This window comes from Janthinobacterium sp. SUN176, assembly GCF_030587335.1.
Taxonomy (GTDB): Bacteria; Pseudomonadota; Gammaproteobacteria; order Burkholderiales; family Burkholderiaceae_D; genus Janthinobacterium; species Janthinobacterium kumbetense.
Map to the genome: position 1 here is coordinate 2,886,880 of NZ_JAPWIA010000001.1, position 19,556 is coordinate 2,906,435.

The 19,556-nt window shown below is 61.1% G+C and carries 16 protein-coding genes, 1 tRNA gene and 1 pseudogene; 7 read left to right on the plus strand and 11 right to left on the minus strand.

Annotation, left to right across the window (positions count from 1 at the left end; genetic code table 11):
* Positions 1-53: 53 nt before the first annotated feature.
* The 4 genes and pseudogenes from O3299_RS28095 to O3299_RS13085 all read left to right on the plus strand — a co-directional run.
* A pseudogene (locus O3299_RS28095) lies at positions 54-152 on the plus strand (tail fiber protein); the annotation flags it as partial.
* A gap of 33 nt (positions 153-185) precedes the next feature.
* Positions 186-554, plus strand: coding sequence for a hypothetical protein (locus tag O3299_RS13075; RefSeq protein ID WP_251350534.1), 369 nt, complete (start codon positions 186-188; stop codon positions 552-554).
* Between the two features lie 30 nt (positions 555-584).
* Positions 585-1,118 carry a phage tail protein gene (locus O3299_RS13080; RefSeq protein WP_251350471.1) on the plus strand — a complete coding sequence of 178 codons (534 nt, stop codon included), beginning with the start codon at positions 585-587 and terminating at the stop codon, positions 1,116-1,118.
* Positions 1,119-1,166: 48 nt separating this feature from the next.
* Positions 1,167-1,700 carry a tail fiber protein gene (locus tag O3299_RS13085; protein WP_251350470.1) on the plus strand — a complete coding sequence of 178 codons (534 nt, stop codon included), beginning with the start codon at positions 1,167-1,169 and terminating at the stop codon, positions 1,698-1,700.
* Between the two features lie 73 nt (positions 1,701-1,773).
* Here the strand turns inward: O3299_RS13085 and O3299_RS13090 are convergent, their stop codons facing one another.
* From O3299_RS13090 to O3299_RS13105, 4 genes are all read right to left on the minus strand, one after another.
* Complete coding sequence (locus tag O3299_RS13090; protein WP_152281270.1) at positions 1,774-2,064, minus strand: hypothetical protein; 291 nt, start codon at positions 2,062-2,064, stop codon at positions 1,774-1,776.
* A gap of 182 nt (positions 2,065-2,246) precedes the next feature.
* Positions 2,247-4,259 (minus strand): S9 family peptidase, encoded by a 2,013-nt coding sequence (locus tag O3299_RS13095; RefSeq protein WP_305062468.1) that lies wholly within the window; start codon positions 4,257-4,259, stop codon positions 2,247-2,249.
* 225 nt (positions 4,260-4,484) lie between these two features.
* A complete protein-coding gene (locus O3299_RS13100) occupies positions 4,485-4,865 on the minus strand; it encodes a hypothetical protein (protein WP_305052792.1) in 381 nt (126 codons plus the stop codon).
* The gene (locus tag O3299_RS13105; protein ID WP_305052793.1) at positions 4,862-5,374 is read right to left on the minus strand and encodes a penicillin-insensitive murein endopeptidase; all 513 of its coding nucleotides are present in this window, start codon (positions 5,372-5,374) and stop codon (positions 4,862-4,864) included. Before O3299_RS13105 ends, O3299_RS13100 begins: the two co-directional genes overlap by 4 nt.
* Positions 5,375-5,670: 296 nt before the next feature.
* Between O3299_RS13105 and O3299_RS13110 the strand changes: the two genes are divergently transcribed.
* Entirely contained in the window at positions 5,671-6,297 is a 627-nt protein-coding gene (locus O3299_RS13110; protein ID WP_305052794.1) for a tyrosine-type recombinase/integrase, read from the plus strand.
* Positions 6,298-6,388: 91 nt separating this feature from the next.
* Here O3299_RS13110 and O3299_RS13115 read toward each other — a convergent pair whose 3' ends face one another.
* The 6 genes from O3299_RS13115 to O3299_RS13140 all read right to left on the minus strand — a co-directional run bounded on the left by O3299_RS13115 (position 6,389) and on the right by O3299_RS13140 (position 14,003).
* Positions 6,389-7,051 (minus strand): hypothetical protein, encoded by a 663-nt coding sequence (locus O3299_RS13115; protein WP_305052795.1) that lies wholly within the window; start codon positions 7,049-7,051, stop codon positions 6,389-6,391.
* Between the two features lie 257 nt (positions 7,052-7,308).
* Positions 7,309-7,385 (minus strand) — tRNA-Pro (locus O3299_RS13120).
* Between the two features lie 102 nt (positions 7,386-7,487).
* Positions 7,488-8,102 carry a TetR/AcrR family transcriptional regulator gene (locus tag O3299_RS13125; RefSeq protein WP_289916603.1) on the minus strand — a complete coding sequence of 205 codons (615 nt, stop codon included), beginning with the start codon at positions 8,100-8,102 and terminating at the stop codon, positions 7,488-7,490.
* Positions 8,103-8,164: 62 nt separating this feature from the next.
* On the minus strand, positions 8,165-9,613 hold the full coding sequence (gene adeC / locus O3299_RS13130) for an AdeC/AdeK/OprM family multidrug efflux complex outer membrane factor (protein ID WP_251350465.1): 1,449 nt from the start codon (positions 9,611-9,613) through the stop codon (positions 8,165-8,167).
* A gap of 1 nt (position 9,614) precedes the next feature.
* Positions 9,615-12,779, minus strand: a complete 3,165-nt coding sequence (locus O3299_RS13135) for an efflux RND transporter permease subunit (RefSeq protein WP_251350464.1) — start codon at positions 12,777-12,779, stop codon at positions 9,615-9,617.
* A gap of 15 nt (positions 12,780-12,794) precedes the next feature.
* Entirely contained in the window at positions 12,795-14,003 is a 1,209-nt protein-coding gene (locus tag O3299_RS13140; protein ID WP_370385279.1) for an efflux RND transporter periplasmic adaptor subunit, read from the minus strand.
* Between the two features lie 424 nt (positions 14,004-14,427).
* Here O3299_RS13140 and O3299_RS13145 point away from each other — a divergent pair, with 424 nt between their 5' ends.
* Complete coding sequence (locus O3299_RS13145) at positions 14,428-15,939, plus strand: ATPase domain-containing protein (RefSeq protein ID WP_305062469.1); 1,512 nt, start codon at positions 14,428-14,430, stop codon at positions 15,937-15,939.
* An 8-nt stretch (positions 15,940-15,947) separates the two neighbouring features.
* The gene (locus O3299_RS13150) at positions 15,948-17,492 is read left to right on the plus strand and encodes an ATP-binding protein (RefSeq protein WP_289898539.1); all 1,545 of its coding nucleotides are present in this window, start codon (positions 15,948-15,950) and stop codon (positions 17,490-17,492) included.
* A 3-nt stretch (positions 17,493-17,495) separates the two neighbouring features.
* Here O3299_RS13150 and O3299_RS13155 read toward each other — a convergent pair whose 3' ends face one another.
* Positions 17,496-19,382 carry an MFS transporter gene (locus tag O3299_RS13155; protein WP_251350461.1) on the minus strand — a complete coding sequence of 629 codons (1,887 nt, stop codon included), beginning with the start codon at positions 19,380-19,382 and terminating at the stop codon, positions 17,496-17,498.
* Between the last annotated feature and the right edge of the window lie 174 nt (positions 19,383-19,556).

The window sequence follows — 19,556 nt, forward strand, 5'->3', positions numbered from 1 at the left end:
ATTCCAACAGCGGGAGAACGATGATGGCTGAAGTGTATTTGGGACAAATCATGATGAGCGGATTTGCGTTTGCACCGCGTGGATTTGCAGCATGTAACGGGCAATTGCTGCCAATTACGCAGAATCAGGCACTGTTTGCCCTGTTGGGTACCTTTTACGGGGGGAACGGCACGACCAACTTTGCATTGCCAAATCTACAAGGCAGCACCCCTGTCGGCTCGGGCAGTTCGGTGGACGCTTCCTGGCAACCCGTCCCCTACCAGGTCGGCGCCCGTAACGGCGCGGAAGCTATCACTTTGACACTGAGTCAGATTCCACCGCATACGCACGCGGCCAATGCGCTGACCACGCCAGGCACCACCAAGAATCCTACCAACACCCTGTATGGCGGCAGCGGCACGGAAGCCATCTATGGCACGGCAGGCCCGCAAGTGCCCTTGAACAACCTGGTCCTGGCCCAGACAGGCGGCAGCCTGCCGCATAACAATATGCAGCCCTTCCAGGTACTCAATTTCAATATCGCCCTGAACGGCGTCTTCCCATCGCGCAACTAACATGCCAGCCACTTCCCACGGAGCAAAGTCATGACTACACCTTATGTCGGCGAGATCCGCCTGTTTTCCTTTCCCCGCATACCGCAAGGCTGGTTTGCCTGCGACGGCAGCCTGAAGTCCATCGCCAATAACGAGGTGCTATATACCCTGCTGGGCACCACCTATGGCGGCGACGGCGTCAATACATTCGGTGTACCCGACCTGCGCGGCCAGGTGCCTTTGCATCAGGGCACCGGCCCTAGCCTGACACCCCGGGTCATGGGGCAGAAGGGGGGCAGCGAAACGGTGACCTTGCTGCCGACCCAGATGCCTGCGCATACGCACGTCTTCAGTGCGATCAGCACACTGGCGACGGTCAACACGCCAGGCACCAGCGCACAGCTGGCGGCACCGGTCAATAACGACAAGATGTACACGAGCAGCCTGGCTGGCCTCACGACCTATGACATGGCGCCTGCAGCAACGGGGACTGCCGGCAGCAGCTTGCCGCATGACAACACCATGCCCACCCTGACCGCCTCGTTTTGCATCGCATGGGCAGGTATTTACCCATCCCAACAATAACAGCCAGCACGCAAGCGCAGCCCATAAAATCGATCAGGAGAACCTACCGTGACATCACCATATCTTGGCGAAATACAAGTCTTTGGCTTCAATTTCACCCCTGCTGGGTGGGCAAGCTGTAATGGCGCCACCCTGCAGATCAGGCAATTCAGCGCCCTGTTTTCATTAATCGGCACGCAATATGGCGGCGATGGCGTCAACACCTTCCAGTTGCCCAACTTCACCGGACGCGCGCCCTGCAGCCAGGGCCAGGGGCCAGGCTTGACGCAGCGTGTGATGGGCGAAACGTTCGGCAGCAATACCGTCCAGCTGAATCTCACGGAGATTCCCAACCACACCCATCAACTGACCTTGAGCCGCCAGACCAATGCCACCCTGCAGCGCAACGTGCCGCAAAATGGCGATGGCCTGACCAGCATCACGGGCACGAACGCGTTCGTGCCCGCGGCAACACCGAACGTCACCTTGTCGCCACTGACCATCGGCAGCGCGGGTGGCGGCCAGGCGCATGAAAATCGCCAGCCCCTGCTGGCGGTAAATTTCTGCATCGCCCTGCAAGGCGAGTTTCCCGCGTTTGATTGAGGCTTGAACGCCCCGGGCAGGCGGCGCCATCGGACTCCCGCCTGGCTCTGCCTGCCCCGCATCAGCGGCATTCTCAGTTGAACACGGCCTGATACAGAAAGCCGTGGTTGTCACGCGCCACCGGCACCAGGAAGATACCCACCTCGCCAAATGCATCATGCTGCAGCTGAAAGATTTTCTGGCTGAAGAGGATGGGGGAACTGTTATGGAATAACAAGCTGAACGGCGCCCGCAACAGACCTTCCAGCGTGGCCGACGGCAACGGGCGCGCCTCCTTCAGGATGAAAGCGGCATTCCCGTCGCCGACCGAGATAAACGTGTCGTTGACGCGCGCGGCAAAGTGTTCCAGGGTCAATACATTCATCATTGCAGGCATTCCATTTCATGGGCTGTGTAATTGAAGCAATGATTTATTCTAATGGAAGCATTGCCGCTTTTACACAGTTTTTGACATGAACGCCGTCACCACCGCACTCGGCGGCACACACGCGGCCAAGGACATCCATCCCGGCCGCCTGTGTGTGCCTGCCTCGCGGCTTTCTCCGCCTACCGCATCGCCTCTTCCAGCCCCGGCGCAAACCCGGCGCCATGCTTGACCTGCGCGGTGGACGCCTTCAGCGTGGCGCCGATCGGCTCGGCGCGGCCCGCCAGGCATTGTCCCAGGAAGTTTTCCGTCACCGCATTGAAGGCGATGTTGTTCACGGGCCGGGCAAAGCCATGCCCTTCGTCAGGGAACAGCACGTACGTGACGGGGATATTCTTCGCCGCCATGGCCGCCACGATCTGGTCCGATTCAGCCACGTTGACGCGCGGGTCGTTCGCGCCCTGGCCAATCAGCAGCGGGCGCTGGATATTTTGCGCAAAGTTCAGCGGCGAGCGTTCCTTCAGCAGCGCCTTGCCCTCTTCCGTGGTCGGGTCGCCCATGCGCTTGTAGAACTGCTGCTTGCCCGCTTCCCAGTACGGCGGAATGGTTTGCAGCAGGGTGAACAGGTTCGACGGGCCGACGATGTCGACGCCGCAGGCAAACGTCGTCGGCGTGAACGCCATGCCGGCCAGGGTGGCGTAGCCGCCATACGAGCCGCCCATGATGGCCACCTTGTCGGCCGTCGTCACGCCGCTCTTCACCGCCCATTGCACGGCGTCGAGCAAGTCGTCATGCATCTTGCGGCCCCACTGCAGGTCGCCGGCCGAGATGAATTGCTTGCCGAAGCCCGTCGAGCCCCGGTAATTCACGGACAGCACCGCATAGCCGCGGTTGGCCAGCCATTGATGGTAGCTGTTATAGCCATAGGTATCGCGCGCCCACGGGCCGCCATGCACCAGCAGGACCATCGGCACCGCCTGCGACGGCACGCCGCCGGCGCCCGCCTTCGATGCCTGCGGCAAGGTCAGATAGGAGACCAGGGTCAGGCCGTCGCGCGCCTTGATTTGCTGCGGATACATGGGCACCAATGGCGCGCCTTCCAGCTCGGGCCGCGTGACATACAGCTGCGTGAGCTTTTTGCTCTTGCGGTCGTACAGCCAGCTCGATGCCGGCGCCGTGACGGCATCGACGCCCACAAGCCATTTGTCATCGGCGTCCGTGCGCGACGTCACGTTGAACTGGCCCTTGGCATGCTTCTTCAGGAAGGCCAGGTCGGCCTTCAGGTCATCCGTCAGCGGCAGGTATTCGTGCTGCAGATAGTCAACGGAATACGCCTGCACCTTGCCTGTGCGCGTGTCGTACAGGGCGTCGGAAATGTCGGCCCGCGGGTCTTGCGCCACCACCGTGGTCTTGCCGCTGGCCACGTCCTGCGCCAGCAGCGCCGAGGTATTGCGGCCGCGCGAATCGGTCCAGTACAGGGTCTTGCCGTCGACCGTAAAGGCCAGCGGCGCCGTCGTCTGCGAATCTTCCAGATCCACTTCCGCCAGCGGCGTGCTCTCGGCCTTGCCGTCCGTGATGCGGAAATACTGCATGCCGCCGTCGGCGCGCGCCTTGCTGGCGATGCGCAGATTGAGCAGTTCATCGGCCAGGTAGCCGCCGTAGCCGTCATTCTGCTCCACCAGGGTCAGCTTGCCGCTGGCCAGGTCCAGGCTATACACGTCATGCCAGCGCGCATCACGGTTATTGATGCCGATCAAGATACGGTCCTTCACCTTGCTGCTGATCTGGATCACGCGCACGCGGGTCTTCTCGAACGGCGTGTAACTGACCTGCTTGCCGCTCACGACATTCACGCCGTACAGCAGGAAATTTTCATCGCCGCCCTTGTCCTGGATAAACAGCAGGGTGTTCGAATCGGGCGACCAGAAGCTGCTGCGGATGGGCCGCACCTTTTCTTCCGTCAGCGGACGCGCCTGCGCCGGATTGCTGGCCGGCGCCACCCACACATTGAGCACGCCGTCGCGCGGCGCGATCCACGACAGCCACTTGCCATCCGGGCTGATGCGCCCGCCGGACTTGCTGGGATTGCCAAACAGCTTGGCCCGCTCGATCAGCGGCGTGTCATTGACAGGAGCTTGGGCGTGCGCCGGCAGTGCGCTGGCGAACAACAGGACAGGCAGGACATAGCGAATCATGGACACCTCATGGTTGATGAATGAAGGGAAACTTCACACGTGCATGTGCCAGCACATCATAGGCCAAAGCCGTATTGCCAGGTTGACTACGCGACAGGGGACGAGAATCGGGGGACAGAATGGCGAAAACGCGGACTGGCTAGCGGAGCAGCCATGTCGCTGCAGCTTGCAGCGATGTTCGCCTGCCGTTGGCAAGCCAGTCAACTCACTGGATTGCCAACGCGACTAGCAAATTCCGCCAGCCTCACTTTTGCCAGTACGCAGATCGAGCCCAAGCAGGCACGCGTAACCGTTGTCCTTGTTGTGGACGCAAAGAAGATGCCCCCTGCGCCGCTCGCGGAAATCAGGGTCGCCGCTACAGGCAAGCTCACGCCGCACGTCAGGCCCGATACCATTGAACAGGTCGCGGGCAGCCTGCCCCTTGAACCGGAATGAGACATGGCGGTCGTTTGGTGTCGGCGGCAGCATCTCGGCAAGACTGCCGCCGTACACCTGGTAGCGGCCGCTGAGAGCCTTGGCTTCCGCCATTTTCAGGTCTATCTCGGCGGACTGTGCCAACGAAATCAGCGCGCATGCTGAAAGAATCCCCGCTCTGCGGCAATTCACGCATACCTCCTGATCTCGACATGAAAGTGATCGTCATGCCGCATCGCCGACCGAACTCGTCCGCCCCCGATCACCTTTTGCACTTCCGTGTCATTAAAGTAAATGACGCGGACCATCATGTGCCGCGCGAATAACCGGATCAAGCGGATTGTTGCATCACGATCATAGGCAGGATCAAACCGCGTCAAGCGCGCTCCCTGCCCTGTCAGTTTATCGTTCCGGACCGGCCGAATATCCATTTCAAGCCCCTTCTGGTGCGTGGCATGGCCATCATATTCGGCGCCGCCAGCGACACTGATATTACCGATGCCAAACTTGCGCTCGTCAATAGCTTGCCACTCACGTTCAATGCACAGAATAAGAGTCATCAGGTTGGGGTGGGCATACTGGGCAAGGTGGCCGGTATTGAGCCGGCCGCCCACATTTCCATAAACGTAATAGCCAGCCCCTTCAGGCGCCTGGGGCAGCATAAAGTAACCGCGCATATCTTTCGGTTGAAGCTCCAGCATACCGACTCCCGTTAAGCGACGATACACATCGAAATACGCAGGACATTATGAATAGCGGCGCTGACGACGTGGACCTCGCGTCATGCCTGCGACAAGATGTGGCCAGGAAATGCGATTGTTGCCGGCTTATTGGTTCAAGAACTTGGGATATATCAATTCTGCATCAATAAAAGAACGCAAGGGCAGTCCTGCATGGTGTCTGGGAATCGACTCGGAGGACTGTGAATGCTTAAACTGTTCAAGTTCATCGTCGCTGAACCGGGCCTGCGCCTGGACTACCTATCGAGCAACTCGACATGTTCAACTACAGGGCCGAACGACGCGAGGTTCTGGCCACGCATGCGCAAGTGCAGGCGATACGCGAAGCCGGCATGATGAGCAAGGAACGCAAGGGCACGGGCTTGAGCATCCCGACAGCCAGCGGCCCCATGTTCGCCTGCATCATCGATATGTCCTACCTGCTTTGGGCGCGCGGCATCGATATCCGCATGCTGAACGAATCTCAGATCGAGGATGGACGGATCAGGATCAAGCCAAGCAAGACACAAAAAACCAGCGGGAAGGCTGTCGATATTATCGCCACTCCCGAAATTGCCGAAGTGATCGCCCGCGCCCGTGGATTGAAAATCAAGTATGGGCTGATCAGCCAGTTCGTGTTTCCGACGCAAAAAGGCGGCGCCTACACCCGCTCAGGCCCTGGTTCGATGTGGGATCGCGCAAAGGAGCGCATTGGCACGCAGAATGACGGGGTATTCCGCGATATCAGGGCCTTGGCGGCCACCGATGCGGCACGGCGGGGAGAGGGCCGGGCCGACATTCAAAAGCGCTTGGTGCACACGTCAGGCAAGACAACGGATATCTACATCAAGGAAGTGATTGCGGATGTTTCCGAGATTCCAATGGCATTGCCATGGATTGAATAACGCCCGACCTTCGCAAGTTTAAGCCATTCTCAGCGAATGCTGAATGGCTGTCTTCTCCCAAGACTGGAAGGTCGAAGCTTAGAACATATCCTTAGCAAGGGGCATCTGCAAGCGAAGGTAGCCCCTCTACCATTATGATCCCAGCCCTTAGAGATTTTACCCTTTCGAAAAGGGCCAAGCTGTCATAACTATTCAAGTTCAGAAACTTATCACGGACATACACGTCGTTGTTAGCGACGTGGAAAACGAAACGCGCGAATTCTTCAATATTGTCCTGCGCGTACTCAAGTGCCTTAACGCGACGAGCTTCAGTCTCCTCTTCGTCCTCAAATCGCGACGAAAATCGCCCCTCATGATGACCAGGTGGCAGAATGCCGCAGGCCAGAAGCGCATTCAGGGCTTGACTCTCCTTTCGCGCAGCATCGTAGTCTTGTTCGCGCATATTCAAATCAATCATCAGAATTTGCTCGAGCGCAGAAACTATGCCATCGTAAACTTTCACAGCATCTAACGTCGCACTCCGGGATTTAGCTTGATGATGTATAACAACTCTCTCAAGAAGCTGACTGGTGACATTAATAATCTCAGTGGCCTTAGCGGTAGTACGGCTATGATTTTGCGGTGCCTGAAAGAGACGCACGTTTGAGTAAATTTTCCCCAAGTATTTCTCAAAATCTCGGGAATCCATAACGCGCATATTTACAGCGTCGTATAAATGCAAAATCTGGTTGAGTTCGATGATCGGGTCTTGCATATCTAAATCCTTATGGCGCGATATAAAAAATTTAAGTGAGTAGCCCACATTTTTATGCCAAAACAATCTTTATGTGTTACCAACAACCCTCACCTAAAACGATTTCACTAATGCCTGCATACTGATAGGGCCATCTGCATGCAGCAATGAAAATCATACGCTATGTAAACGGAAAAACCCAGCACCGATATTATACAAACGTATAATATACAGTACTGGGTTTCTATACAGCTTGCGCTGTAACTCCTTGAATCTAATGGTCGGGGCGAGAAGATTCGAACTTCCGACCCCATGCACCCCATGCATGTACGCTACCAGGCTGCGCTACGCCCCGACGAGGTGGGAATTATAGCAGAGGCTTTTAGGTTTTTGCCATGCTTTGCGCATGATTCATATCGAACTGCGCAAACTTTTTTGCATGGCCCTGGCAAGCGGCCTATTCGTTCAGCAGCAGCGCCGTCAGGACGATGCGGAAGCCCGCGATCAGCGGCTCGACTTTCACGTCCGGATTGTGAATGAAGCGCACGGGCAAGCCCTGGTAAATGGCGACGAGGGCATTCAGGCGGCCTTCCAGCATCTCTTCATCGGCCGGCAAGCCGCGCTTGATGCGCGCATCGCGGATGATGGAGAGAAACAACTGGCGCGAGCGCTGGTCCGAGCATTGCAGCATGTCGGCGATCACCGGATTGCGCGATGCTTCAGCGAAGATTTCCAGCGGCATCATCCACGTTTTCGGGTCCAGCGCTTCGAGCACATGCTCGCCCGCATTGTCGATCACGGCCTGCAGCGGGTCTTCGCGCTGCGCCAGGTCCTGCATCAGGTTCGACACCCGCTCCGTATTCTGCATGACGAAGGCGGCGATGATCGCATCCTTGCTGTCAAAATAATTATAGATATGGCCCGCGCTCATGCCGGCCGCTTTCGATATCTCGGCCATGCTGGCGCCGTGGAAGCCGCGGCGGCTGAAACAGCTTTCGGCCGCATCGAGCACCTGCTTGCGCCGCGTGTTGGCGCGCTCGGGATCCGGATGCTTCTTTTCAACTTGGTTCATGATTTTCCAGTAGCGCGCCGGCCCTGCCCTTGCGGGCAAGGCCGGCGTCGGCGTCCCCGTGATTATTGGACGCCGCCAGCCGCCGCGACGGCTGTCTGCTCAGGCTGCCAACCGCCGCCCAGCACCTTGTACAAGGTCACCAGGTTGGTCGATTTGGCCAGGCGCGCCGTGATCAGGCTTTGCTGCGCCGTGTACAGCGCGCGCTGGGCCACCAGGGCGTTCAGGTAGGACTCGGCGCCCTGCTTGTAGCGCGCGTCGTGGATGGTGTAGCTCTTCGTCGACGCCTCGACCAGCGAGACCTGCGATTGCAGGCGCTCGTCGATGGTGCCGCGCTGGGCCAGCGCATCGGACACTTCGCGGAAGGCGACCTGGATCGCCTTTTCGTATTGCGCCACGGAGATTTCACGCTGCACCTTGGCGATATCGAGGTTGGCGCGGTTCACGCCGCCATCGAAGATCGGCAAACTGATCTGCGGAATGAAACTCCACGTGCCGCTGCCCGCCTTGAACAGGCCCGACAGGTTGTCGCTCAGCGAACCGGCCGTGGCCGTCAGCGAAATGCGCGGGAAGAACGCCGCGCGCGCCGCGCCGATGTTGGCGTTGGCAGCGCGCAAGGTGCGCTCGGCCGCCAGCACGTCGGGACGGCGTTGCAGCACGTCCGACGGCACGCCGGACGGAATGTCCGCCAGGGCCGTCACGGCGCCGAACTCGCCTTGCGGCAGCAGGTCGGCTGGCACGGGGCCGCCCACCAGCAGGACGAGCGCGTTTTGATCCAGCGCAACCTGGCTCGTGTAAACCGCCACGTCGGAACGGGCCGACTCGACGCTGGTCTGGGCATCGTACTTGTCCAGGCCGGAAGTCGCACCGGCACTGAAGCGGCGCACGGCCAGGTCATACGACGACTGCTGGCTCTTCAGGGTGTCCTGCGCCACGCGCAGGCGCTGCTGGTCGGCCACCAGGTTCAGATAGGTGCTGGCCACTTCGGCCACCAGGCTGATCTGCTGTGCGCGGCGGGCTTCTTCCGTGCCCAGGTATTGCTCCAGCGCACTGTCGGACAGGCTGCGCACGCGGCCGAAGAAGTCCAGCTCGTAAGCCGACACGCCCAGGTTCGCCGTGTACTGGCGGTTGATGGACGCTTCGCCGTTGGCGCTGGCGTTCTTCGGCACGCGGCTGGCCGTCTGGCCGCCGGACGCCGACAGGGTCGGGATCAGCGCGGCGCGTTCGATGCCGTAGGTGGCGCGCGCCTTCTCGATGTTCAGGATCGAGACGCGCAAATCGCGGTTATTGGCCAGCGCCAGTTCCAGTACCTGGCGCAGGCGCGCATCGGCAAAGAACTCGCGCCAGGCGACGTCCGCCACCGGCTTGGCGTCGGCGGCGGCCGTGTCGGCCTTGTAGGAAGGGCCCGTCGGCCACGCCGTGGGCGCCGGCGCAGCCGGACGCTCGTACGTGGGAGCCAGGCTGCAACCGGCCAGCAAGGCCAGTGCCGCCATGGAGAGTAGCGTTTTTTTCATATTAATGCGCATCCTTAGAAAGCGTGACGGCTGGCGAGCCAGGCGTCGCCGGCGTGGCGGGCGCGTCCGGCTTCGAGAAGAAGCCGCGCACCAGCACGAAGAACACCGGCACGAAGAAGATACCGAGGAACGTGGCCGTCAACATACCGCCCAGCACGCCGATACCGATGGCGTTCTGGCTGCCGGAACCGGCGCCGCTGGAAATAGCCAGTGGCAACACGCCCAGGCCGAAGGCAATCGAGGTCATCAGAATCGGACGCAGACGCAGACGCACCGCATGCAAGGTCGCGTCCAGCAGCGACATGCCCGATTCCTGCATTTCCTTGGCGAATTCAACGATCAGAATCGCATTCTTCGCCGACAGGCCCACCACCGTGAGCAAGCCCACCTGGAAGTACACGTCATTCGACAGGCCGAAGAACCAGGTGCCCAGCACGGCGCCGATCACGCCCAGCGGTACCACCAGCAGCACGGAGAACGGAATCGACCAGCTTTCATACAGCGCGGCCAGGCACAGGAACACGATCAGCAGCGACAGCGCGTACAGCTGCGGCGTCTGCGAACCGGATTCGCGCTCTTCCAGCGACACGCCGGTCCAGCTGAAACCGATGCCAGGCGGCAACTTGGCGACCATTTCTTCCATCGCGTTCATGGCGGCGCCCGTGCTTTGGCCCGGCGCCGGCGTACCCAGGATCTCTACCGACGGCAAGCCGTTGTAGCGTTCCAGGCGTGGCGACGCGTAAATCCACTTGCCGGTAGCGAAGGCCGAGAACGGCACCATCTGGCCAGCGGTATTGCGCACGAACCACTTGTTCAAGTCTTCCGGCAGCATGCGCGAACTGGCGTCACCCTGGATGAACACTTTCTTCACGCGGCCACGGTCGAGGAAGTCGTTCACATATGAACTACCCCAGCCGACGCTCAGCACGCGGTTGATTTCCGAGATCTGCAAGCCCAGCGCGGTAGCTTTCTGCTGGTCGATGTCGATCTTGTACTGCGGCGTATCTTCCTGGCCGTTCGGACGCACGCCCACCATGGCCGGATTCTGCGACGCCATGCCCAGCAACTGGTTACGCGCCGCCATCAGGGCGTCATGGCCGACACCGCCGATATCCTGCAGCTGCATGTCGAAACCGGTGGCGTTACCCAGTTCCAGCACGGCAGGCGGTGCAAACGTAAACACCATCGCATCCTTGATCTGCAACAACTTGCCCATGGCGCGACCGGCCACGGCCGGCGCTTTTTGCGCCACGTCCTTGCGCAGCGACCAGTCTTTCAGGCGCACGAAGGCGATACCCGTATTCTGGCCGTTACCGCCGAAGCTGAAACCGGCCACGGCAAACACGGAAGCGACGTTGTCTTTCTCGCTGTTCATGAAGTGGTCTTCGACCTGTTCGATCACTTTCAGGGTGCGCTCTTGCGTGGCGCCCGTCGGCAATTGAATCTGCGTAAACAGGATGCCCTGGTCTTCTTCCGGCAGGAAGGAGGTCGGCAGGCGCATGAAGATGAACACCAGGCCGGCCAGCAACAGCACATACAACAGCATCGAACGGGCGCGGTGGCGGATCATGCTGCCGACCAGGCCCTGGTACTTGTTGCTGCTGCTATCGAAGCTGCGGTTGAACCAGCCGAAGAAGCCCTTGTTCGTCGCGTGATGGCCTTTTTCGACCGGTTTGAGCAGGGTGGCGCACAGGGCTGGCGTAAACACCAGCGCGACGACGACGGACAGCACCATCGACGAGACGATCGTGATCGAGAACTGGCGGTAAATCACGCCCGTCGAACCGCCGAAGAAGGCCATCGGCACGAACACGGCCGACAGCACCATGGCGATACCGACCAGCGCGCCCGTGATCTGCGTCATGGACTTGCGCGTCGCTTCCAGCGGCGACAAGCCCTCTTCGCTCATCACGCGCTCGACGTTTTCCACCACCACGATGGCATCGTCGACCAGGAGGCCGATGGCCAGCACCATGGCGAACATGGTCAGCGTATTGATCGAATAGCCGAAGGCGTTCAGGATACCGAAGGTACCCAGCAGCACGACCGGCACGGCCATGGTCGGGATCAGGGTGGCGCGGAAGTTCTGCAGGAACAGATACATCACCAGGAACACCAGGATGACCGCTTCGACCAGGGTCTTGACCACTTCTTCGATGGACAGTTTCACGAACGGGGTCGTGTCGAACGCCACCTGATAGCTCATGCCTTCTGGGAATTGCTTGCTCAGGTTGCCCAACATGGCTTTCGCCGCATTGGCCGTATCGAGCGCGTTGGCGCCCGTCGCCAGCTTGATCGCCACGCCGGTTGCCGCATGGCCGTTGTAGCGGGCCACGGTATTGTAGTTCTCGCGGCCCAGTTCCATGCTGGCCACATCCTTCAGGTACACCATGGCGCCGTTGGTCGTGGTTTTCAGCAAGATGGCGCCGAACTGCTCCACCGTTTGCAGACGGCTTTGCGCCGACACGGTCGCGTTCAGCTGCTGGCCCTTGATGGACGGCGTGCCGCCCAGCTCACCGGCCGACACTTCCGCATTCTGCGCCTGCACGGCCGTGATCACGTCCGCCGGGGTCAGGTTAAAGCTTTGCAGCTTGGCCGGATTGAGCCAGATACGCATGGCGTACTGCGAACCGAACAGTGTCACGTCGCCCACGCCGGGCACGCGGCTGAGCGGATCGACGACGTTGGCGGCCACATAGTCGCTCAAGTCGGTCTGGTCCATCTTGCCGTTTTCGGAAATGAAGCCGAACACCATCAGGAAGTTCTTCGTCGCTTTCGACACGACCAAGCCTTGCTGCGTGACAGCCGTCGGCAGCAGTGGCGTGGCCAGCTGCAGCTTGTTCTGTACCTGCACCTGGGCGATGTCGGGATTGGTGCCGCTGGTAAACGTCAGCGTGATGCTGATGCCGCCAGTGGCATCGCTCGACGAAGCCATGTAGCGCAAGCCGTCGATACCCTTCATCTTTTGTTCGATGACCTGGGTAACGGCGTCTTCCACGGTCTTGGCGGAGGCGCCAGGATAGGAGCCGCTGATCGAAATCGACGGCGGAGCAATGCTCGGGTACTGCGCGATCGGCAGGCTGAGGATCGAAATCACGCCGGCAAGCATGATGACGATCGCGACCACCCAGGCAAAAATCGGGCGGTCAATGAAAAAACGGGCCATTAATATTCTCCTGAATTAGTGGGCGCTGGCAGCCGATGCTGCGGCAGAGGCGGCAGCGGCAGGCGCATCAGCGGCCTTGGCCGGTACGGCAACGGCTGGTGCGCCTGGCTTGACTTTTTGCAAGCCTTCCACGATCACGCGATCGCCTGCGGCCAAGCCGGACGTCACCAGCCAGTTGGTGCCGACGGTGCCGCTGGTGGTCAGCACGCGTTGCTCGACCTTATTTTCCTTGTTCAGGATCAAGGCGGTTGCCTGGCCCTTCTGGTTGCGCGTCACGCCCACTTGCGGCACGGTGATGGCTTTTTCATCGACGCCCGTTTCCAGCTGGGCACGTACGTACATGCCTGGCAGCAATTCGCCTTTCGGGTTCGGGAACAGCGCGCGCAAGATCACGTTGCCGGTGGTCGGATCGACCGTCACGCCAGCGAACTGCAGCTTGCCCGGTTCGCTGTACTTGCTGCCATCCGGCAAGATCAGGTCGACCTTGGCCTGGCCTTCGCCCACTTTTTTCAGCGAGCCGTCGGCCATCTGGCGCTTCAGGCGCAGCAGGTCGGTGCTCGACTGGGTCACGTCGACATAGATGGGATCGAGTTGCTGCACGGTGGTCAGCGCGTCGGCCTGACCCGCCGTGACCAGCGCGCCGGCCGTCACGCTTGAGCGGCTGGTGCGGCCGCTGATCGGCGCCGTCACGGTGCTGTATTTCAGGTTGATGTTCGCCGTTTCCAGCGCCGCGGTGGCGGACTCGACGTCTGCCTTGGCTTGCTCGAACGCAGCGACGGCATCGTCGTATTCCTGGCGGCTCACGCCTTCGATGGCGACCAGTTCCTTGTAGCGCGAGGCTTTCGGACCGGCCGTCAGCAAGTTGGCCTTGGCTTTCGACAGCGCGGCCTTGGCCGAATTATAGGCAGCCTGGTAGGTGGCGGGGTCGATCTGATACAGGGCCGTGCCCGCTTTCACATCGCTGCCTTCGACGAACAGGCGCTTCTGGATCAAGCCGCCGACTTGCGGGCGCACATCGGCGACCTGGTAGGCATTCGTACGGCCGGGCAATTCGGCGCTCATCGGCAACGCGGCCGGATTAACAGTAAACACGACCACCTGTGGCGCTTGCTGCGCGTGAGGTGCTTCCTGTTTTTTACTGCAGCCGGCCATGATTACAGTGGCGCACAGAACGGCAATAGCGCCGCTCGTACGCGGCGACGTCAAGGAAAATGTTGGTTGCATCTTGGACTTTCTGAAAAAGAAGCTGGCTAGTGTCGTTAGAAATGACTAAATTTATTAACGCAGATCAAAGAATGAACGATCATTCTAAAATCGTCAAGCATCGTTACAATTGAAACATAGTAACTATCAAGCGAATTAAATTATCAATGAGGCAATGGAATGAAGGCAGCAACAGCGTCGGCACGCCAGCCAATTCGAACGGGAAGCGGGCCGGCGGCGGCAAAACGGCAAAGCGGGAAAGTTGGATTGAATGATTACTGTAGCAGGGTAATGCGTTTTTTGCTGAGACCGTGATCGCGTACGCAACACTGCCTTGCTCGCCCCCGCCCGGCCACGATGAATATTTACCAATGGTATCGAAAAGACATGCCGCGCCGGACGCGCTAGTATAGTGATCACGGCGTGGCAAAGCGGGGGCGCAACGATGACGGCACAGGCGCGAAACACAGGGCAGCACGATGGCGCGAGCGGCCCGGACGCGCCGCCGCTGCTGTCGACGGGCGTTGCCGGCCTCGACACCATTCTCACAGGCGGCTTGCTGGCCGACCGCCTGTACCTGGTCGAAGGCGAACCGGGCACGGGCAAGACCACCCTGGCGCTGCAATTCCTGGCCGAAGGCGCGCGCAGCGGCGTGCCCGTGCTGTATATCGCCCTGGCCGAATCGGAAATCGAACTGCGCGGTGCGGCCCTGTCGCATGGCTGGGACCTGGCCGGCATCGCCATCGAAGAAGTGGCGCCCGGCGACGATATCCTCGACCCCGAGCGCCAGTACACCATCTTCCACCCGTCGGAAATCGAACTGGCTTCGACCAACCAGCGCATCCTCGCCGCCATCGAAAAGCACCGCCCTGTCCGCCTCGTGCTCGATTCGCTGTCCGAACTGCAGCTGCTGGCGGAAAACCCCCTGCGCTACCGGCGCCAGGTCGTCGCGTTGAAACAATACCTGGCCAGCCGGCACTGCACCACCCTGCTGATCGACGACCGTTCCGCGCTGGACGACGGCTTGCAAGTGCGTAGCGTGGCCCACTGCGTGATTTCGCTGGAGCTGCAAAACCAGGCCTACGGCAATGACCGGCGCCGCGTGCGGGTGGTGAAATACCGGGGCGTGCCGTTTCGCAGCGGCACGCACGACTACAAGATCGCCCATGACGGCCTGGTCGTCTTTCCCCGCCTGGTGGCGGCCGACACGCGCCGCGATGGCGACCATCGGCGCCTGTCGAGCGGCGTGCCCGAACTCGACACCATGACCGGGGGCGGCCTGGAAGAAGGCATGAGCACGCTCATTTCCGGCCCGGCCGGCAGCGGCAAGTCCACCCTGGCGGCGCAATTCGTGCACGCGGCCATAACGCGCGGCGAACCGTGCGCCATGTTCCTGTTCGAAGAAGCGCGCAGCAAGCTGCTGAACCGGGCCGACAACGTGGGCATGCGCCTGCAGCCGGCGCTCGATTCCGGCCTGTTGAGTGTGCAGCAAGTCGATCCGGCCGAGCTGACACCGGGAGAATTCGCCCAGGCCGTGGTCGACGCGGCAGAACGGGGCGCCCAGGTCATCGTCATCGATAGCCTGAACGGCTACATGCATGCCGTGCCCGACGAGCGCTTCCAGAGCACCTATCTGCATGAACTGCTCAATTACCTGGGCCAGCGGGGCGTGGCCACCCTGCTCGTCGGCGTGCAGCAAAACATGCTGGGCACCTCGATGACGACCTCGGCCGACGCCAGCTACCTGGCCGACGGCGTCATCATGCTGCGCTATTACGAAACGGAAGGCGAGGTGCGGCAAGCCATTTCCGTCTTCAAGAAACGCGGCAGCGCGCACGAGCGCAGCATCCGCCGCTTCGAGATCAGCCCGCAGGGCATCCACATCGGCCCGGCCCTGGCCGGCTTTCACGGCATCCTGTCGGGCTTGCCCACCATCGGCGGCACGCCCTTCCCCTAGGAGTTGCCATGGAGCAGCGTATCCTGATCTACGCGCCTGGCGGCCAGGACGCCGCCCTGGCCGCCAGGGTGCTCGCCGGCGAGGCCATCGCCAGCCACGCCTGCCGCTCCGCCGGCGAACTGGCCGAGCAGCTGGCGCTGGGCGCCGGCGGCGTGCTGACGGTGGACGAATCCTTGCCTGCCGGCGTGTACGCCGTGCTCGACGCCTACGCCCGCCAGCAACCGGACTGGTCCGATTTGCCCATCATCCTGCTGACGCACGCGGGCCTCGATTCCCTGCCTTTGCGGCAAGCCGTCGCCACCCTGGGCAACCTGACCCTGCTGGAACGCCCCGTACACATATTGACCCTGATCACCTCGGCCCACGCCATGCTGCGCGCACGCCAGCGCCAGTACCAGGTGCGCGAGACGCAGCGGCGCAAGGACGAATTCCTTGCCAGCCTCGGGCATGAACTGCGCAATCCGCTGGCGCCCATCAAGACCTCGGTGGCCCTGCTCAAGCACCTGTATCCCGCATCGGAGCAGGTCAGCAAGGTCAGCGGCGTGATCGAGCGCCAGGTAACGCACCTGACGCGGCTGGTGGATGACTTGCTCAACGTGGCGCGCATCACCAGCGGCAAGGTACTGCTGCAGCGAGAAAACATTGATTTACAGCAAGTACTCGACCATGTGATCGAACTGTGCCAGCCCGCGGCCGACAGCCGGCACATCAGCATCACGCAGACGTTGCCGCCGCATGCCGTGACCTTGCACGCCGACTATGCCAGGGTGGTGCAGATCTTTGCCAATATCGTGTCGAATGCCGTGAAGTTCACGCCGGAGGGCGGCCACATCCACATGACGGCGCGCCTGGCGCAAGGCTTGCTGCAGGTGACGGTCGAAGACAATGGCATCGGCATCGAGCCGGACGCCATCCCGCGCATCTTTTCCATGTTTGAACAGGGGCGCACGGTAGAAGGCCAGATGGCCAGCGGCCTGGGCATCGGCCTGAGCCTGGCGCGCCAATTTACCGAGATGCATGGCGGCAACATCGAAGCGTACAGCGACGGCCCCGGCCGCGGCAGCCGCTTCATCGTCACCTTGCCCGCCAGCGCCGGCGACGCCCAGGCAGCCGCCCCGGCCACGCCGGCGGCCGCCCGCAGCGAGTCGCCCGCCGGCGCTGGCCAACCCGTGCAAGTGCTGGTGGTGGACGACAACCTCGATGCGGCCGATGCCTTGCAAAGCCTGTTCCAGCTCGAGGGCTATGCCGCCAGTGTCGCGTATGGCGGCGCGCAAGCCCTGGCGGCCGTCGACATGGCATGGCCGCAACTGGTCGTGATGGACCTGGGCATGCCGGACATGGATGGTTATGAGGCGGCGCGCCAGATACGCCAGCGTGCGCAGGGGCGCGAAGTGCTGCTCATCGCCCTGACGGGCTGGGGAGAGGCGCGCTCACGCACGGAACAAGCCGGTTTCGACCATCACCTGACGAAACCGGTGGACTTCGCCGCCATCGCCGCCCTGCTGGAACAGCGCCTGGCGCGGCAGACGGGAGCAGCTACGCGGACAAAATAGCGTTTATTTCCACTTGCCGCGCAATTCCTGCACCTTTTGCTGCAACAGTTCCGGCGTGGCGGCCTCGGGCGCCACGGGCATGCCCACGGCCAGCGACAGGCGCGAGCGCAAGCCCGCCTTGAAGGCGCGCTCGAACAAATGGCCATTGCGATGGCTCAACAGATGCCCCCACAAGCCGCGCAGCGCCAGCGGAATCACGGGCACCTTGCTGCGCTCGACGATTTTCGCGATGCCGCCCTTGAATTCGCTGATCTGCCCCGTGCGCGTCAGCTTGCCTTCCGGGAAGATACACACCAGCTCGCCCTCGTGCAGCGCCTGCGCGATGTCGATGAAGGCCTTTTCCATGAGGAAAGGATCCTCCTTGGCCGGCGCGATGGGAATCGCCTTGGCCGTGCGGAAAATCCAGCCCATCAGCGGCATCTTGAAGATGCGGTGGTCCATGACGAAGCGGATGGGACGGGGGCTGGCCGCCATGATGACGATGGCGTCCACATAGCTGACGTGGTTGCATACCAGCACGGCCGCCCCTTCCGTCGGGATGCGCTCGCCATCGACGACTTTCACGCGGTGCACGGTCTGTATCAGTATCCACGCGAGGAAACGCATGAGGAATTCCGGCACCAGCGAGAAGATGTAGGCGGCCACCAGCGCATTCAGAATGGCGGTGACGAGGAACAGCTGCGGGATCGTAAAGCCTTGTCCCAGCAGCACGATGGCCACGCCGGCCGCCGCCACCATGAACAGGGCGTTCAGGATATTCATGCCGGCGATCGTGCGCGAAATGTGCTTGGGGTCGCAGCGCGTCTGGATCAGGGCGAACAGGGGCACGATGAAAAAGCCGCCGAAGACGCCGATCATGACGATATCGAGCAAGATGCGCGGCACGCCGGCCTGGCTGACAAAGGCCAGCGCATCGACCACTTGCGTATTCGCATACGCATTGCTGGCGAAATACAGGTCGATGCCGAACAGCGACAGGCCGATGGAACCGAACGGCACCAGGCCGATTTCGATCTTGTGGCCGGACAGGCGTTCGCACAGCAAGGAACCCGTGCCGATGCCGACGGAAAACACGGTCAGCAGCAGCACGAACACGCTGTGGTCGCCATGCAGGAAATCCTTCGAATACACGGGGAACTGCGCCAGGATCAGGGCGCCATAGAACCAGAACCACGAGTTGCCCAGCATGGCCAGGAAGACGGGACGGTTCTTGCGCGAAAAATTCAGGTTGCGGAACGATTCGGCGACGAAATTCAGGCTCACCTTCAAGTCCGGCTCGGGCGCCGGCGTGCGCGGCACGCGGTAGCTGGCGATAAGGCCGAAGACGGCCACGGCAATCGTCGCGCCCGCCACCAGTTCCACGCCCAGCGGCTTGTGCACGATCAACACGGCGCCGAGGATTTCGCCCAATAAAATGCCGACAAAGGTGCCCATCTCGATCAGGCCATTGCCGCCAACCAGTTCCTCGGGTTTGAGCTGCTGCGGCAGGTAGGCATATTTGACGGGGCCGAACAGGGTCGAATGCACGCCCATGCCCACGACGGCGGCCACCAGCAGCCACAGGGTATGCGTCATCCAGCCCGCGGCGGCCACCGCCATGATGGCCAGTTCCATCCATTTCACGAAACGGGCCAGGCCCGCCTTTTCGAATTTGTCGGCCAGCTGGCCCGCCGTGGCTGAAAACACGACGTAGGGCAGGATGAACAGGCCGGGAATCAGGTTGGTGATGGTGGACGGGTCGAGCGTGGTCCAGCTCAGCGCATCGTAGGCGAGGATCACCATCAAGGCCGTCTTGAACAGATTGTCGTTGAAGGCGCCAAAGAACTGGGTCCAGAAGAAGGGCCCGAAACGGCGCTGCGACAATAAGGAAAACTGGCTGCTTTGACTCATGGCATGGGGAACTGGCAATTAAGGAATTGCTAAAATACAGCACTATCTTGCGCACGACAATCTGAATGTCGACATCTTGCTTGGCATCAATATGAAAAGCCCGCTCCGGCCCCATGCTTGCCTTGCCGCCGAACACACTTCCTGGCACTTGCCCTGACACAACAGAAATCGCTT